The organism is Cellulomonas edaphi, from assembly GCF_030362815.1.
GTDB classification, from domain to species: Bacteria; Actinomycetota; Actinomycetes; order Actinomycetales; family Cellulomonadaceae; genus Cellulomonas; species Cellulomonas edaphi.
The window spans coordinates 366,998-383,526 of record NZ_JAUCGR010000003.1 but is presented as its reverse complement, the minus strand read 5'-3'; the positions used below and the strand labels follow the sequence as shown (position 1 = coordinate 383,526).

13 protein-coding genes are annotated in these 16,529 nt (G+C 72.8%); 5 read left to right on the top strand and 8 right to left on the bottom strand.

The genetic code is table 11. From position 1 onward, the window contains the following. Nucleotides 1-69 precede the first annotated feature (69 nt). On the bottom strand, nt 70-1,605 hold the full coding sequence (locus QRT05_RS13260; RefSeq protein ID WP_289447736.1) for a sugar porter family MFS transporter: 1,536 nt from the start codon (nt 1,603-1,605) through the stop codon (nt 70-72). Nucleotides 1,606-1,764: 159 nt separating this feature from the next. Between QRT05_RS13260 and QRT05_RS13255 the strand changes: the two genes are divergently transcribed. The 3 genes from QRT05_RS13255 to QRT05_RS13245 all read left to right on the top strand — a co-directional run bounded on the left by QRT05_RS13255 (nt 1,765) and on the right by QRT05_RS13245 (nt 4,367). Then, nucleotides 1,765-2,364 (top strand): hypothetical protein, encoded by a 600-nt coding sequence (locus QRT05_RS13255; protein WP_289447866.1) that lies wholly within the window; start codon nt 1,765-1,767, stop codon nt 2,362-2,364. 371 nt (nt 2,365-2,735) lie between these two features. Continuing rightward, nucleotides 2,736-3,356 (top strand): DUF47 domain-containing protein, encoded by a 621-nt coding sequence (locus QRT05_RS13250; protein WP_289447735.1) that lies wholly within the window; start codon nt 2,736-2,738, stop codon nt 3,354-3,356. A 6-nt stretch (nt 3,357-3,362) separates the two neighbouring features. After that, nucleotides 3,363-4,367, top strand: a complete 1,005-nt coding sequence (locus QRT05_RS13245; RefSeq protein ID WP_289447734.1) for an inorganic phosphate transporter — start codon at nt 3,363-3,365, stop codon at nt 4,365-4,367. A gap of 38 nt (nt 4,368-4,405) precedes the next feature. On the opposite strand, the gene QRT05_RS13240 is transcribed toward QRT05_RS13245, so the two are convergent. Genes QRT05_RS13240 through mshD form a run of 3 tightly spaced genes read right to left on the bottom strand, consistent with a single transcriptional unit; the run spans nt 4,406 to nt 8,585 of the window. Continuing rightward, the gene (locus QRT05_RS13240) at nt 4,406-5,383 is read right to left on the bottom strand and encodes an NUDIX hydrolase (protein ID WP_289447733.1); all 978 of its coding nucleotides are present in this window, start codon (nt 5,381-5,383) and stop codon (nt 4,406-4,408) included. Continuing rightward, nucleotides 5,380-7,617: an RNA degradosome polyphosphate kinase gene (locus tag QRT05_RS13235; protein ID WP_289447732.1), complete on the bottom strand. Its 2,238-nt coding sequence runs from the start codon at nt 7,615-7,617 to the stop codon at nt 5,380-5,382. The genes QRT05_RS13240 and QRT05_RS13235 overlap by 4 nt, the downstream gene beginning before the upstream one ends. Beyond that, nucleotides 7,614-8,585 (bottom strand): mycothiol synthase, encoded by a 972-nt coding sequence (gene mshD / locus QRT05_RS13230; protein ID WP_289447731.1) that lies wholly within the window; start codon nt 8,583-8,585, stop codon nt 7,614-7,616. Before mshD ends, QRT05_RS13235 begins: the two co-directional genes overlap by 4 nt. Nucleotides 8,586-8,668: 83 nt before the next feature. On the opposite strand from mshD, the gene QRT05_RS13225 reads away from it, so the two are divergent. Continuing rightward, the gene (locus QRT05_RS13225; RefSeq protein ID WP_289447730.1) at nt 8,669-9,991 is read left to right on the top strand and encodes an NAD(P)-binding domain-containing protein; all 1,323 of its coding nucleotides are present in this window, start codon (nt 8,669-8,671) and stop codon (nt 9,989-9,991) included. Nucleotides 9,992-9,997: 6 nt separating this feature from the next. Here QRT05_RS13225 and serC read toward each other — a convergent pair whose 3' ends face one another. The 4 genes from serC to QRT05_RS13205 all read right to left on the bottom strand — a co-directional run bounded on the left by serC (nt 9,998) and on the right by QRT05_RS13205 (nt 15,317). Then, the gene (gene serC / locus QRT05_RS13220; RefSeq protein ID WP_289447729.1) at nt 9,998-11,113 is read right to left on the bottom strand and encodes a phosphoserine transaminase; all 1,116 of its coding nucleotides are present in this window, start codon (nt 11,111-11,113) and stop codon (nt 9,998-10,000) included. Between the two features lie 296 nt (nt 11,114-11,409). Further along, the gene (acs, locus tag QRT05_RS13215) at nt 11,410-13,398 is read right to left on the bottom strand and encodes an acetate--CoA ligase (RefSeq protein WP_289447728.1); all 1,989 of its coding nucleotides are present in this window, start codon (nt 13,396-13,398) and stop codon (nt 11,410-11,412) included. Between the two features lie 114 nt (nt 13,399-13,512). Continuing rightward, nucleotides 13,513-14,442: a hypothetical protein gene (locus QRT05_RS13210; RefSeq protein ID WP_289447727.1), complete on the bottom strand. Its 930-nt coding sequence runs from the start codon at nt 14,440-14,442 to the stop codon at nt 13,513-13,515. Nucleotides 14,443-14,492: 50 nt separating this feature from the next. Then, nucleotides 14,493-15,317, bottom strand: a complete 825-nt coding sequence (locus tag QRT05_RS13205) for a formate/nitrite transporter family protein (protein ID WP_289447726.1) — start codon at nt 15,315-15,317, stop codon at nt 14,493-14,495. 90 nt (nt 15,318-15,407) lie between these two features. Between QRT05_RS13205 and QRT05_RS13200 the strand changes: the two genes are divergently transcribed. Further along, nucleotides 15,408-16,526, top strand: a complete 1,119-nt coding sequence (locus QRT05_RS13200) for an NADH:flavin oxidoreductase/NADH oxidase (RefSeq protein WP_289447725.1) — start codon at nt 15,408-15,410, stop codon at nt 16,524-16,526. Nucleotides 16,527-16,529: the final 3 nt, after the last annotated feature.

Here is a 16,529-nt window from a genome sequence, read left to right as displayed (position 1 = left end):
GCAGCAGGCAACCGTTAGACGCGAGAAAGGGCGCGCGACGACCCGTCGCGCGCCCTTCGTCGTGTGCGGCTATGCGGTCGACGGCGCGTCGCGGCGGTTCCGGACCACCTTGACGTCCTCCATGTCCTCGAGCTGGACGCCCTTCGTCTCGGGGATCTTCCACAGGACGAAGAAGAAGGAGAGGGCCGCGAAGATCGCGTACATCAGGTACGGACCGGTGGCGCCGAAGGCGTCGAGCATCGGCGGGAACGTCATGGTGATGGCGAAGTTGGCGATCCACTGCGCAGCCGCGGCAACCCCCAGGGCCGCGGCGCGGATGCGGGGCGGGAACATCTCGCCGAGCAGCACCCACACCAGGGGGCCCCACGTGGCGCCGAAGAACACGACGAACAGGTTGGCGGCGATCAGTGCGGTGACGCCCCAGGTGTCGGGCAGCTGGGTCAGCATCTCGCCGGCGTTGTCCGGGTCCGGCACGTCGAACGACTGCGTGAAGGCGACCGCCATGATGCCGAGGCAGACCGTCATGCCGAGCGACCCGATGAGGAGCAGGGGGCGGCGGCCCACCTTGTCGATCAGCGCGATCGCGATGAACGTCACGACGACGTTGGTGACCGAGGTGATGGTGGAGTAGGTGAAGGAGTCGCTCGCATCGAACCCGACCGCCTGCCACAGCGTGTTGGAGTAGTAGAAGATCACGTTGATGCCGACGAACTGCTGGAATACCGACAGCAGGATGCCGACCCAGACGATCCCCTGCAGGCCCAGCACGGGGCCTCGGAGACTCGACTTCTTGGTGGCGTCCGCGTCGGTCTTGATGGCCCGCTCGATCTCGGTGACGCGCTCCTCGGCGTCCTCGTCGGGGCCGAGGACCGAGGCGAGGATGGTCTTCGCCTCCTCGCGGCGGCCGCGGTTGATGAGGTACCGCGGCGACTCGGGGATCCGCAGAGCGAGGTAGCCGTACACGGTCGCCGGGATGACGGCCACGAGGAACATCCAGCGCCACGCCTCGAGGCCCAGCCAGAGCTCGGCGGACGCGGGGTTGTCCTCGACGCCCGTCGCCACAGCCAGCAGCTGGTCCGACAGGAGCGCGGCGAAGATGCCGAGGACGATGGCGAGCTGCTGCAGCGAGCCGAGCCTGCCGCGGACGGCAGCGGGAGCGATCTCCGCGATGTACGCCGGGGCGATCACCGACGCGATGCCGATGCCGATGCCGGCCATGAACCGCCACAGGACCAGGTCCCACACGCCGAAAGCGATCGCCGAGAGGATCGAGGAGACGAAGAACAGCACCGCGCCCAGGAACATCACGCGGGTGCGGCCCCAGCGGTCCGCGAGCCGCCCGCCCAGCCAGGCGCCGAGCGCGCACCCGAGCAGGGCGACGGCCACCACGAACGCCTTGATGAACGAGCCGGCATTCATGTCGAGGATCTTGAAGTCCTCGGTGAAGCCCTCGACCGCGCCGTTGATGACGGAGCTGTCGAAGCCGAAGAGGAACCCGCCGACGGCGGCGGCGACCGCGAGCGCGACGGCGCGCCGGTGGTGCGGGTTCTGGTGGGGCGCGGCCGCTGCGGTCCCACCCCGCGGGGGCGCTGGCGTGTCGGACATGGCCGAGGACTCCTTTGGCTCCATGCCCCTGCTGCGCCGGGGCCCTGCCTCCACTCTGGCCCGCCACCTGCGAGGCTGCACGTCGAGCCGGGTGGGGCAGGATGGTCCTGGGAGGTGGCGATGACCGACTCAGAATCCCGACGCCCCCGGCGCCCCGCCATGCTGGACCCGGTGCAGGCCGAGGAGCTGCCCGGCGGCATCGACCCGGCACTGCGTTCGCAGGTCGCGCACACGACGGCGGCCGCGCTCGTGCACCACGGCCGGGCCAACGAGGACCCGGGTGTGCTCGAACGTCTGGTGGCGCTCGTGGAGACGGAGGGTCTCGACGTCGTCGCGGCGCTGTGGTCCGACTCCCCGGCGCCCACGCTGCCCGGCGCGCTCTGGCGTCTCTACGTGCTGCGCGAGTGGGTGCGGCGCGACCCCGACACCGTGGCCGACCGGTACCGCCTCGGTGTGGGTGCGGCGCCCGTGCACGAGGTGGTGGCGGGGGTGGCGGACGCGGCCGGACCGTCGGACGTGCGGGCGGTCGCCGACGCCGTGCTCTCCGGCGTCTACGCCGGCGATCTGGACGTGGCGCTCGAGCGCGCGGCCTCGTTCTGCCGGGTGCTGGCGGCCGGGGCGGCGTTCGACGCCGACCACCTCGACCTCGTCGACCCGCGCGGTGCCGTCCGGATGACGCACGGCGCGGCGTCGTTGGTGCGGACCGCCGAGGAGCTCGAGCACGCGGCGGCCCTGTGGCGGTCCGGCCGGCTCGAGTGAACCGGCGCTCCCGACGTACAGGCGTACGATGAATCTCGACGCCGGGTCGCGGTAGCCCCGGGCTCCATCTCAAGCCACCTCGAGTGGCCTCGCGCCGAGAGGCGCTCCCGGCCCGGCGTCGCTCCACTCGGCCCCCGCGCGGTCGCCGGCGAGCGTGATGCTGGCCACGGTGGCAACCCCCGCGCGGGCGCCCGTGAGCGTGCGACGAGGCACGCCGCGCGACCGGGGGCGCGCATCCGGGCGAATGCGGTCCCGGGAGGCTCGTCGGGGTGTCACCATGTGTGCACCCCCCGGTCGTCTGCCGTTAGGTAAACGAGGGGTCGTGTCCTAGCCTGATTTCCGTCTGCCGTCCCCCCTCCCCGGAGCCTCCCGTGCGCCTGCGCCTGACACCGCGCGACAACACGTTCTTCGACCTCTTCGCCGCATCTGCCAGCCACCTGGTCACGGGAGCAAACCTCCTGGGCCAGATGCTGGGCGCCGACCCCGCCGCCCGCAAGGAGATCGGCAAGGCGATCGCCGAGGCGGAGCACGCAGCCGACGACGCGACCCACACGATCATGCGTCGCCTGAACCAGACGTTCGTGACGCCGTTCGACCGCGACGACATCTACAACCTGGCGTCGAGCCTCGACGACTGCATGGACTACATGGACGAGGCGGCCGACCTCATCGTCCTGTACAAGGTCGACGCGCTGCCCGCGCGCGTGTCGGACCAGGTCCAGGTGCTGCAGCGCGCGGCCGAGCTGACGGCGGACGCCATGCCGCGGCTGCGGTCCATGGACTCCCTGTCCGAGTACTGGGTCGAGGTCAACCGCCTCGAGAACCAGGCTGACAAGATCCACCGCAAGCTGCTCGCGCAGATGTTCGACGAGATCACCGACCCCATCCAGCTGATGAAGCTCAAGGAGATCGTCGAGAAGCTCGAGGACGCGGCTGACGCCTTCGAGAAGGTGGCGAACACGGTCGAGACCATCGCGCTCAAGGAGTCCTGAGGCACGGTGGAGGCAGCACTCGTCGTCGTCGTCGTCGCGCTCGCGCTCGGCTTCGACTACACCAACGGTTTCCACGACGCGGCGAACGCGATCGCGACCTCGGTCTCGACCCGCGCGCTGACGCCGCGGGTGGCCCTGACCATGGCCGCCATCATGAACTTCGTCGGTGCCATGCTCGGCACCGCGGTCGCGGAGACCATCGCGACCTCGATCGTCGACCTGCAGGACGCGGCCGGGCACGAGGCGCTCGTGGTGATCGTCTGCGCGCTGATCGGCGCGATCACCTGGAACCTCATCACCTGGTGGTTCGGCCTGCCGTCGTCCTCGACGCACTCGCTCATCGGCGGCCTCGTCGGTGCCGGGCTCGCGGCCAGCCTGGGCGTGTACTGGAGCTCGGTGTACGAGAAGGTCGTGCTGCCGATGGTCATCTCGCCCCTCGTCGGCTTCCTGCTCGCGTTCCTCATCATGCTGGGCGTGCTGTGGCTGCTGCGGAACAAGGCGCCGGCCAAGACGCAGCGCCGGTTCCGGCTCGCGCAGACGGTGTCCGCCTCCGCGATGGCCTTGGGCCACGGCCTGCAGGACGCGCAGAAGACGATGGGCATCATCTGGCTCGCCCTGATCACCGTGGGCTGGGCCGACAAGGACGCGGGCATCCCGCTGTGGGTCAAGATCGCCGCCGCGACCGCGATCTCCCTGGGCACCTACGCGGGCGGCTGGCGCATCATGCGCACGCTCGGCCGCAAGATCATCGAGGTGGACCCCGCGCGCGGGTTCGTCGCCGAGTCCGTGTCCGCGACCGTGCTCTACTTCAACGCGTACGTGCTGCACGCCCCGGTCTCCACCACCCACACCGTGACATCGGCGATCATGGGCGTGGGCGCCACCAAGCGGGCCTCCGCGGTGCGCTGGGGCGTCGCCAAGAACATCGGCGTCGCCTGGGTGCTCACCATCCCGGCGGCGGCAGCGGTCGCCGCGATCTTCTACCTGGTGCTCAACCCGATCCTCAACTGAGGCCGGCCAGCGGCTCGACGAAGAGGCCCGCCCCGACCTCAGGCCGCCGCGCCGTGGTGCCGCTCGACGGCGACCACGCGCGGGCCCTTGGCGGTCTGCGCGACGTGCGCGACGAGCGCCTCGCCGGGCTCGAGGAACGGGTCGCCGACGGGCAGGTCGTCGACCACCGAGCGCGGGGCGTGCTGGGCCAGGACGTCGACGACCGTGGGCAGCACCGGTCGGTGCGTGCACAGCACCGAGTCGCCGGGCCAGTCGAGCAGCTCGACCACCTGGCGTGCCACCCGTGCCGGGGACGCGGAGTGCTCGAGCTCGGTCAGCAGCGGCGAGATCTCGACGGGCACCTGCGCGGCCGTGCCGTACGGCTGCACGGTCGCGGCGCAGCGCGCCCACTCGCTCGTGACCACGCGCGTGGCGCCGAAGGCGGACAGGACCGGGACCAGCGCCTCGGCCTGCGCCCGGCCCGCGCGCGTCAGGGGACGATCCAGCTCGGTGCCGCCCCAGGCGGATCGCTTGGTGGCGGCGGAGTGCCGCACGACCACGAGCGCGCGCGTGTCGAGGCGGCCCTTGCGGTGGGCCTCGACGAGGTGCACCAGCGGGGCGTTGTCCTCGGGGCGCGTCAGCCGCGCCGCGGCCGAGTCGACGTCGAACCAGCGCACCTGGTCGATCTCGTCCATCGAGGCGCGCGGCACCGGCGGACGTGCGCGCAGCGAGGCGCCCTCGTGCCGGCCCGCCACCTGTGCCGCCCAGTAGTGCACGCGCTTGGTGCGGCCGTCGGAGATCCGGTACTCCAGGCCCGGCAGGGGGCGACCGAGGACGACGTCGTGCGAGGTCTCCTCGGCGACCTCACGCCACGCCGCCTGCACGATGCTCTCGCCGGGGTCGAGCTTGCCCTTGGGCCAGGACCAGTCCCGGTAGCGCGGCCGGTGCACCAGGGCCACCTGCAGCCTGCCCGTGCGGACGCGCCACACCAGGGCGCCGGCGGCCTCGACGACCGCCGGGTGACGCGCGGGGCTCACCGGCTCGAGCCCAGGCGCCGCCGCTGCCGCTGGATGAGCACGGCCTGCAGGTCGACGAGCGGGCCGTCGGGGCCACGCGAGTGGCGCGTCCACTCGTCGTCCGGACCGAGGTGCCACGAGGAGGTCGTGTCGCTGACCGACTCGTCGACGAGGTCCACCAGCTCGGCCACCTGGTCGTGGTCGGCGATCCGGACCAGGGCCTCGACGCGACGGTCGAGGTTGCGGTGCATGAGGTCGGCGCTGCCGATGAACACCTCGGGGCCCTCGAACGTGTCCTCCTCGGACGGCGTCGCGTGCGCGAAGGCGAAGATGCGCGAGTGCTCGAGGAACCGGCCCAGGATGGAGCGCACCCGGATGTTCTCGCTCAGCCCCGGGACGCCGGGTCGCAGCGCGCAGATGCCGCGCACGACGATGTCGATGGGCACCCCGGCCTGCGACGCCCGGTACAGCGCGTCGATGGTGGCCTCGTCGACCATCGAGTTGACCTTGATCTTGATCCACGCGGGATAGCCGTCGCGGGCCGCCTGCGCCTCGCGCTCGATGCGCTCGATGAGTCCCGCGCGCACGCTGCGGGGCGCGACCAGCAGGCGGTGGAACCGGCTCTTGGGTGCGTACCCCGAGAGCTGGTTGAAGAGCCGCGTGAGGTCCTGGCCCACGTCGGGGTCCGCCGTGAGCAGGCCGACGTCCGTGTAGAGGCGCGCGGTCTTGGGGTGGTAGTTGCCGGTGCCGACGTGGCTGTAGCGACGCAGCCCGTCGGCCTCCTGGCGCACCACGAGGCTGAGCTTGCAGTGCGTCTTGAGGCCCACGATGCCGTAGACGACGTGGACCCCCGCCTGCTCGAGCTTGCGTGCCCAGGAGATGTTGTTCTGCTCGTCGAACCGGGCCTTGATCTCCACCAGCGCCAGGACCTGCTTGCCGGCCTGGGCGGCGTCGATGAGGGCGTCGACGATCGGGGAGTCGCCCGACGTGCGGTACAGGGTCTGCTTGATCGCGAGCACCTGCGGGTCGGCGGCCGCCTGCTCGAGGAACGTCTGCACCGAGGTGGAGAACGAGTCGTAGGGGTGGTGCAGCAGGATGTCGCGCTCGCGGATCTTGGCGAACACGTCGGTGGGCGTCGCGCTCTCGACCTCCGCGAGCTGGCGGTGCGTGGTGGGCACGAACTTGGGGAAGAGCAGCTCGGCCCGGTCCAGGTCCGCGATGAGGTTGAGGCCGGTCTGGTCCAGGGGAGCGGGCAGCTCGTAGACCTCCTCGTCGGCCATGCCCAGCTCGCGGACGAGCAGCTTGCGGATGCGGGGGCTGATGCCCTCGGCGATCTCGAGCCGCACGGGCGGGCCGAACCGGCGGCGCAGCAGCTCCTTCTCCATGGCCTTGAGGAGGTTCTCGGCGTCGTCCTCCTCGACCTCCACGTCCTCGTTGCGCGTCACCCGGAACGTGTGGTGCTCCTGCACCTGCATGCCGGGGAACAGCTGCTCGAGGTGCTCCGAGATGACGTCCTCGAGCGGCACGAAGCTGGTGGGGCCCTTCTCCACGCTGGCGGTCTGCTCGTCGGGGGCGCTGGGCCGGCCGCTCGCGTCCACCGCGATGAAGCGGGGCAGCAGCGGCGGGATCTTCACGCGCGCGAAGTGCTCCTTGCCGGTCGCGGGGTTGACCACCACGACGGCGAGGTTGAGCGAGAGCCCCGAGATGTACGGGAAGGGGTGGGCCGGGTCCACCGCGAGCGGCGTCAGGACAGGGAAGATCTGCCGGCGGAAGAACTTGCGCAGGCGGTCCTGCTCGCTCTCGCCCAGGTCCTGCCAGCGCACCAGCGTGATGCCCTCGCGAGCGAGCGCCGGCTGCACCTGCTCGGCGAACACTCGCGCGTGCCGGTCCATCAGCGCGTGCGCCGACTCGCTGATGGCCTCGAGCACGTGGCGCGGGGACATGCCGGACGCGGCGGTCACCGCGATGCCCGTGGCGATCCGGCGCTTGAGCCCGGCCACCCGGACCATGAAGAACTCGTCGAGGTTGGACGCGAAGATCGCCAGGAACCGCACGCGCTCGAGCAGCGGGAGGTCGGGGTCCTCGGCGAGCTCGAGCACGCGCTGGTTGAACGCCAGCCAGGACACCTCGCGGTCCGCGAAGCGATCGTCGGGCAACGGCTCGACGGGCGCGGCGGAGGACGCCTCGGGGGCGGCCTCGAGGTGCTCGGCGAGGTGGGCGGCGAGCTGGGCGTCGAGCGGCGGTGCGTCCGTCATGGGGCCATCGTGGCACCGGTCGGTGAACGACGGGTATCGGTGCCGAACATCACGTCGGACGAGGCCCGCTCGAAGCCGGCCCGACGGTAGGTGCGGATGGCGACCTCGTTCTCGGCGCCGGTGTACAGGATGGCCGCCCCGAGCCCGCGCCCGGCCAGGTGGTTGAGGCCCGCCGCAGTCAGCGCCCCGCCGAGCCCCAGACCCTGCGCGTCGGGATCCACGCCGACGACGTAGATCTCCCCGACGGGATCGGGCCCGTGGTCGCCCGCCGCGTGCACCTTGGTCCACACCGAGCCCAGGAGCTTGCCGTCGCGCTCGGCGAGCAGGAAGCCCGCGGCGTCGAACCACGGCTCGGCCTCGCGTGCGCGCAGGTCGGCGGACGTCATGCGCCCCTGCTCGGGGTGGTGGGCGAACGCGCGCGAGTTGACCCGGCGCCACGCCTCCTCGTCCTGCCCCGGGACGAACTCGCGCAGCGTGACGCCCGCCGGGAGGGCGACGGGCCGGCCGCCGGTCAGTGGCTCCAGACGCATCTGCCACAGCTCGCGGACCACGGGCATGTCGACGTCGGCCGCGAACGCGCGGGCCGCGGGCAGGTCGCCGTGGGCCCACACGTGCAGCACGCGCTCGGGCGTGGCGTCGTCGGCAGGTGGGACCGCAGCGAGCAGGGCGCGACCGTAGCCCTGCCGCCGGTGCGCCGGATCGACGACGAGCTCGCCGTGCACGGTGGCGGCGACGCTCAGATCGAGCTGCGCGTAGCCGGCCAGCACCCCGCGCTCGTCGCGCGCCAGGAGGTGCACCACGCGCGCCTCGTCCGACTCGAGCCAGAGCAGGGGCTGCTCGGACAGCGGAGGGACGCCGTCGACGGCCGCCGCGCGGGCCGCCAGCGCGCGGACCTCGTCGGCGGCGATCGGCGGGAGCGGACCCGCGTGGGTCTGCACGTGCTCGGACGTGACGCTCGTGTCGGACATCCGACCATCCCACCACGACAGGGCGATCGGGGGCGGGGGAACCGCTCCTGCCGATCCGCCGAGGCGGGTACGTTGGGTGGGACATGGACTCGACGGCCGACGAACCGCGCGTTCCTTCGGCGAGCCCGCCTGCCGACCTCGAGCCCGAGCCCGCCGTCGACCCCGACAAGACGCTCGAGCTCACCTTCGACATCGGCGAGGACGGAGCGGTGCGGGTGGTCCCGCCGGTCGCCGCTCCTGCGCGCCGTCGTCGGGCGCGTCGCGCGCAGCAGCCGGCCGACGAGCGGGTCGACGTGGACGTGGTGGTCATCGGGGCCGGCCAGGCCGGGCTCTCGGCCGCCTACCACCTGCGCAGCAGCGGCTTCACCGCGGTGGGCGAGCGTGACTGGGAGCGGGCCGCGCGCACGTTCGTCGTCCTCGACGAGGCACCGTCGCCCGGGGGCGCCTGGCAGCTGCGCTGGCCCGGGCTGACCATGGCGGACGCGCACGGCGTGCACGAGCTCCCCGGGATGCCCTTCCTGGTGCCGGACCTGAGCGAGCCCGCGGCCAGGACCGTGCCCTACTACTTCGCGCAGTACGAGGACGCGTTCGACCTGCACGTCCAACGGCCCGTCCGGGTCACGAGCGTGCGCGACGACGAGGGCCGTCTGCTCGTCGAGTCGCGCAGCGTGGAGCGGCCCGAGGAGAGCGTCGTCTTCCGGGCGCGCGGCCTGGTCAACGCGTCGGGCACCTGGACCAAGCCGTTCTGGCCCGCCTACCCGGGGCAGGGGAGCTTCCGCGGGCGGCAGCTGCACACGCACGACTACCGCACACCCGAGGAGCTCGCCGACGGGCACGTCGTGGTCATCGGTGGGGGCACGTCCGCCGTGCAGCTGCTTCTCGCGATAGCGCCCTTGACCAGCACCACCTGGGTGACGCGGCGGCTGCCGACCTGGCGCGAGGAGGAGTTCGCCCCCGAGGTGGGCCGGGCCGCGGTCGCCCTCGTGGAGGAACGCACCCGCGCGGGGCTGCCGCCCCAGAGCGTCGTGAGCGTGACCGGTCTGCCGCTCACGCCCGCCTACCGCGCGGGGATCGAGGCCGGCGTGCTGGTGCCGCGTCCGATGTTCAGCCGCATCACGACGACCGGCGTCGAATGGGACCGCGAGCCCACCGAGCCGGGCTGGGCCACCGGGCCTGCGGCCGTGGAGGCGACGACGCTGCTGTGGTGCACGGGCTTCCGCGCCGCGCTCGACCATCTGGCGCCGTTGCACCTGCGTGGGCCGGGCGGCGGGATCGTCATGGACGGCACCACGGTCGTGGGCGACCCCCGGATCCAGCTGGTGGGCTACGGCCCCAGCGCGTCGACGATCGGCGCCAACCGCGCGGGCCGAGAGGCGGTCAGCAGGCTGCGTGCCCTGCTGCCGTGACGCGCGTCAGAGGTGCTCGACCACGTACTCGATGCAGCCGATCAGCCTGCTCACGTCGTCCGGCTCCACCGCGGGGAACATCGCGACGCGCAGCTGGTTGCGCTTGAGCGCGCGGTAGGGGAACACGTCCAGGACGCCGTTGGCGGCAAGGACGCTCACCACGCGGGCCGCGTCGATGGACTCGTCGAGGTCGACGGTGCCGACCACCTGCGAGCGGAACGCCGGGTCGGCGACGAAGGGCGTGGCCCAGGGCGTGCGCTCGGCCCAGTCGTAGAGCCGGCTCGAGGAGTCCCGGGTGCGTGCCACGGCCCAGTCCAGGCCGCCCTGAGCGTTGAGCCACCGCACCTGGGCGTCCATGAGGATCAGCGTCGCGATCGCCGGGGTGTTGTACGTCTGGTTCTTGGCGGAGTTGTCGATGGCGCCGACAAGGTCGAAGAATTCCGGGATCCACCGGCCGCTCGCGGCCACCTGGTGCGCGCGCTCGACGGCAGCGGGCGACAGCACGGCGGTCCACAGCCCGCCCTCGGAGGCGAAGCCCTTCTGCGGCGAGAAGTAGTACACGTCGGCCTGGCTGGCATCGAGCGCGAGGCCTGCCGCGCCCGACGTCCCGTCGACGACCACGAGCGCGCCGTCGTCGGCCCCCTCGACCCGCTGCACGGGCAGCATCACGCCGGTCGACGTCTCGTTGTGCGGCCACGCGTACACGTCCGCCCCCGGGCTCGCGACCGGCAGCACGCCCTGGCCGGCGGGCACCTCCTGGACCGTCGGCTCGGCCAGGAACGGGGCCGCCCGCGTCTCGGCGGCGAACTTGCGGCTGAACTCCCCCAGCACCAGGTGGTGCGCCTGGTCGCGGACCAGTCCGAACGTCGCGACGTCCCAGAAGGCGGTCGCACCGCCGTTGCCCAGCACCACCTGGTACCCGTCGGGCAGGCGGAACAGCTCGGCCATCCCCGCGCGCACCGATCCGACGAGGTCCTTGACCGGCGCCTGGCGGTGGGAGCTGCCCAGCAGCGCGCGCTGGTCGACGAGCGCGTCGAGCTGCTCGAGCCGGACCTTGGACGGCCCGGAGCCGAAGCGGCCGTCGGAGGGCAGCAGGTCTGCGGGGATGATCAGGTCGGCCACAGGGTGCCTCTCGCTCGGGGGGTCCCAGTGTCGCAGGACGGACGAGGCCCGGCGGTCGCACGGATCAGCCCGTGAGACCGCCGGGCCTCGGCCCGTCGTCTGCTGCGCTCCGCCTCAGTCCTCCTGCCCGTGGTCGGACTGCGGCTGCGCTCCGCGGCGGGCGGGACCTCGCTGCGCTCGGGCGCACCCGCCGCTGCGCTCCGCCTCAGTCCTTCCGCTCGTGGTCGGACTGCGGCTGCGCTCCGCGGCGGGCGGGACCTCGCTGCGCTCGGGCCCACCCGCCGCTGCGCTCCGCCTCAGTCCTCCTGCTTGGCGCCGGGGGCGGACAGTCCCTGCGCGATCAGGTCCATCACCGACGCGTCGGCCAGCGTCGTGGCGTCGCCCACCTGGCGGTGCTCGGCGACGTCGCGCAGCAGGCGGCGCATGATCTTGCCGGACCGGGTCTTGGGCAGCTCGGCGACCACGAGGATCTGGCGTGGCTTGGCAATCGGCCCGATCTCCTTGGCGACGTGGTTGCGCAAGGTGGTCTGCACCTCGTCGGCCGACTGCTCCCCGCCGCCCGCGTCACCGCGCAGGATCACGAACGCGACGACGGCCTGGCCGGTGGTCTCGTCGGTGGCGCCGACCACGGCGGCCTCGGCGACCCACGGGTGGGACACGAGCGCCGACTCGATCTCGGTGGTGGACAGGCGGTGGCCAGAGACGTTCATGACGTCGTCCACGCGGCCCAGCAGCCAGATGTCGCCGTCGTCGTCCTTCTTGGCGCCGTCGCCCGCGAAGTACAGGTCCTTGAACCGCGACCAGTAGGTGTCCGCGTAACGCTCCTGGTCGCCCCAGATGCCGCGCAGCATGGACGGCCACGGCTCGGTGACCACGAGGTAGCCGCCGGAGCCGTCCGGCACCGGGTGCGCGTCGTCGTCGACCACGGTCGCCGCGATGCCGGGCAGCGGCACCTGGGCCGAGCCGGGCTTGGTGGTGGTGACGCCCGGCAGCGGGCTGATCATGATCGCGCCCGTCTCGGTCTGCCACCACGTGTCGACGATCGGGGTGCGGTCGCCGCCGATGACCCGGCGGTACCAGACCCAGGCCTCGGGATTGATGGGCTCGCCCACCGAGCCGAGGACGCGCAGCGAGGACAGGTCGAACTTCGAGGGGATCTCCTCGCCCCACTTCATGCAGGTGCGGATGGCCGTCGGCGCGGTGTAGAGGATGGAGACCTTGTACTTCTCGATGATCTCCCACCAGCGCCCGCGGTGCGGCGTGTCCGGCGTCCCCTCGTAGATGACCTGGGTCGCCCCGTTCACGAGCGGTCCGTACACGACGTACGTGTGGCCGGTGATCCACCCGATGTCGGCCGTGCACCAGTAGACGTCGGTCTCGGCCTTGAGGTCGAAGACCGCCTTGTGGGTGTACGCCGCCTGTGTCAGGTAGCCGCCCGTGGTGTGGAAGATGCCCTTCGGCTTCCCCGTCGTGCCCGAGGTGTAGAGGATGAACAGCGGGTGCTCCGCATCGACGGCCACCGGCGTGTGCTCGTCGGAGGCGGTGTCGACCGTGTCCGACCACCAGACGTCGCGGCCCTCGGTCCACGCCACGTCCTGGCCGGTGCGGCGCACCACGAGGACGTGCTCGACCGGCGACTCGCCCTTGGCCAGGGCCTCGTCGACGGCCGGCTTGAGCGCGGACGCCGCGCCGCGCCGGAAGCCGCCGTCGGCCGTGACGACGAGCTTGGCCTCGGCGTCGACGATGCGCGAGTACAGCGCCTCGGCGGAGAACCCGCCGAAGACGACCGAGTGCGGGGCTCCGATGCGGGCGCACGCCAGCATCGTGAACACGGCCTCGGGGATCAGCGGCAGGTAGATCGCGACCCGGTCGCCCGTCTCGACGCCGAGTGCCGCGAGCGCGTTGGCCGCCTTCGAGACCTCGCGCTGCAGGTCGGCGTAGGTGATCGTGCGGGTGTCACCGCCCTCGCCCTCGAAGTGCAGGGCGACGCGATCGCCGCGGCCCGCCTCCACGTGCCTGTCGACCGCGTTGTAGGCGGCGTTGAGCCGGCCGTCGGCGAACCAGCGCGCCACGGGAGCACCCGACCAGTCGAGCACCTCGTGGAACGGCGTGGTCCAGTCGAGCAGGTCGCGCGCCTGCTCGGCCCAGAAGGCCGGCCGGTCCGCGTCGGCCCACGCGTACGCGTCGCGGTGGACGTTGGCCTGGGCGGCGAACTCGGACGAAGGGGGGAAGCGGCGGTCCTCGGAGAGCAGGTTCTCCAGTCCACCGGGGGTCGTGTCGGTCACGCAGACCTCCTGTGCAGCGGCATCGGTGCGGAGGGGCAGAGCAGACCAGCAGCGCCCCGGAGGGCACTCTAGTTGTCCGGCCCTGATGCCTCGACCCGCGGCCGACGGCGTGGACTAGGACGACGCGGTGCGGTGGCGCTCGCGGAACTCGCCGAGCCGCAGCCCCCGCCGCTTGACCGCCACGGCGACCAGACCGGCGAGCAGCAGCAGGAACCCGGCGGTGAGCAGCGTCCCGCTCGTCCCGGCCACGAGCACCTGCGTGATGGTCAGGTGCCACCCCGAGGAGTCGATGTATCGGAGGGTCAGGTCGCGCGCGACGCCCGGCGCGATGAGGGCGACGCCGCCCAGCCCGGACAGCACGATGCCCGCGGTGATCGGCACGGCTGGCGTCCAGATGGCCAGGAGCGCGACCCAGCCGAGCAGCAGCAGCCCGACTCCCACCAGGACGATGCCGACGGTGTCGACCGTGTCGGTCCACCCGTCGGCCTGCGCCTCGAGAATCCGGGCCTGGCCGAGCAGGAGCGTCCCCGCGGCGGCCGGACCCAGCACAAGGCCGACCAGGGAGCCGAGGACGTGCGTGCCGAACGACGTGGAGCGCGGCGCGTTCGGGTCGGGGAACAACTCGTCGTCGTCGGCCGCAGGCGGTGTGGTCTGCGTGGACTCGCGCGACGGGTCGGCCGCGACGACGGGCTGCGGCGCGGTGCTCGGGGCGTGGGTGGTCGGCGGGACGACGGCCGTCGCCGGCCCGGAGTCGGACGCCGACCCGGTGGGCGTCGGGGTCCCGGCGGGGGCCGTCGTGGTCGCTCGTGCCGGCGCGGGGGCCGGGGAGGCGGGGGCCGTGGGCGGGGGAGGCGTGGGCGCCGGGCGGACCACCGCGTGGCGTCCGGTGTCGGTGGGTGCCTCGTTCACGGCCGGAGATGCCGCCGCGCGCGGCTCGTCGGCGACCGGTGCACCGAGCACGCTGGTCGTCGCCTCGTCGGCCGGGGCCTGCGCCGGCACGGTCGCCGTGTCGTCGGTCGGGCGGTCGGGGTCGGAGGTGCTCATCCGTGCTCCTGAGGTGGGGGGAAGCGGCACCCGCGTGCCGCTGCTCCCCGTCACCGTATTGCGGTGACCTCCGGCTCGCTCTGCGGCGCGGCCGTGTCGGCCGTGGCTCGTCGGCTGCCGTACGCGTACGCCGCGCCGACCAGCAGGGCGCCGCCCACCGTGTTGCCCAGCCCGACGGCCGCGATGTTGCGCGCGAACTCACCGATCGTCGCGCCGGGCGCTCCGGACAGCAGGCCGAGCGAGAACGTGGTCATGTTGGCGACGACGTGCTCGAAGCCCGAGGTGATGAACACCATGACGCACGCGAAGATCGCGGCGATGCGCGCGCCCTCGCTGCGCAGCCGGGCCGCGCACCAGATGGCCAGGCACACGAGCAGGTTGCACAGGATGCCGCGCACGAACAGCTGGCCCGTGGACTCGGCGGCCTTGTGCTCGATCATCGTGTCGATCATCGCGCCGCCGGCCGTGCCCCCTCCGAGCACCCCCGACGCATGCACCAGCGTGGCGAACCCGAACGCGCCCACGAGGTTGCCGCCCAGCGTGGCGAGCAACGTGACCACGGCCCGACTCCAGCGCACGGCGCTGCGCATGACGCCCTGGGTCAGGATCATCATCGCCGAGGTGGCCAGCTCGGCACCGGCGATGACGACGATCGTCAGCGCGACGCCGAACACCAGCCCCTGCACCAGCGGCGCGAACGGGGACCCCACGGCCGCGAGCGGTCCACCGGCGGTCGCCAGGATGAGCACGCCGATGCCGATGTAGGCACCCGCGAGCGCCGTGCGGATGAGGAAGACCCACGGCGTGCGCAGGAGCTCGGCCTTGTGGCGCGCGGCGTCGGCGTGCAGGTCGACGGTCTCGGTGATGGAGAGCACGGCTCAGGGTGCCGCGACGATCCGCCCACGCTCTGGGACGAAGGACCGACGGCCGAGCACCCGCGCCGTGGTGGACGTAGCGTGCCCGCCATGACCTCTCTGTTCGACCCCCTCTCCCTGCGCGGCACGACGTTCGTCAACCGTGCGTGGCTCGCGCCGATGTGCCAGTACTCCGCGGTGGACGGCGTGCCGAACGACTGGCACCTGGTGCACCTGGGCGCACGCGCGTCGGGCGGGTTCGGCCTGCTGCTCACCGAGGCGACCGCGGTCGCACCCGAAGGGCGGATCTCGCCGCAGGACACCGGCATCTGGAACGACGAGCAGGTGGTCGCCTGGCGGCGCATCACGGACTTCGTGCACGCGCGCGGCACGCACGTCGGCATCCAGCTCGCGCACGCCGGCCGCAAGGCCTCGACGTACGCGCCGTTCGTCCCGGGCGACGGGACCGTCCCCGTCGCCGAGGGCGGCTGGGAGGCCTTGGCACCGTCCCCGGTCGCGTTCCCGGGCCTCGCCGCGCCGGCGGAGCTGAGCGCCGCGGCGGTCGCGCGGATCCCGCGCCAGTTCGCCGCGGCCACCCGTCGGGCGCTCGCTGCCGGCTTCGACGTGGTCGAGATCCACGCCGCGCACGGCTACCTGCTGCACCAGTTCCTGTCGCCGCTGTCGAACACGCGTGACGACGAGTACGGCGGCACGGCCGAGAACCGTGCGCGCCTGCTGGTGGAGACCGCGGACGCCGTGCGCGCGGAGTGGCCCGACCACCTGCCCCTGGCGGTGCGCGTCTCGGCCACCGACTGGGTGCCGGACGGGCTGGGCGTCGAGGACGTGGCGCTGGTCGCCAAGGAGCTCGCCGGGCACGGCGTGGACCTCGTCGACGTGTCCACGGGCGGCAACGCGCTCGCGGACATCCCCGTCGGCCCCGCCTACCAGGTGCCGGCGGCGCGGGAGGTGCGGGCGATCTCGGGGCTGCCGGTCGCGGCCGTGGGCGTGCTCGAGGACCCCGCGCTCGCCGATCGGGTCGTGGCGGCGGGCGATGCCGACGCCGTGCTGATCGGCCGCGGCGCGCTGCGTGACCCGTCGTGGGCGCTGCGCGCGGCGCACGAGCTGGGCGTCGCGACGCGCGTCCTGCCCGGCAGCGGACCGGTCGTGGACCGGGCACGCGTGGAGGCCACGGGGTGGCAGCCGCAGTACGTGCGAGGCGCCTGGCGCTGAGCG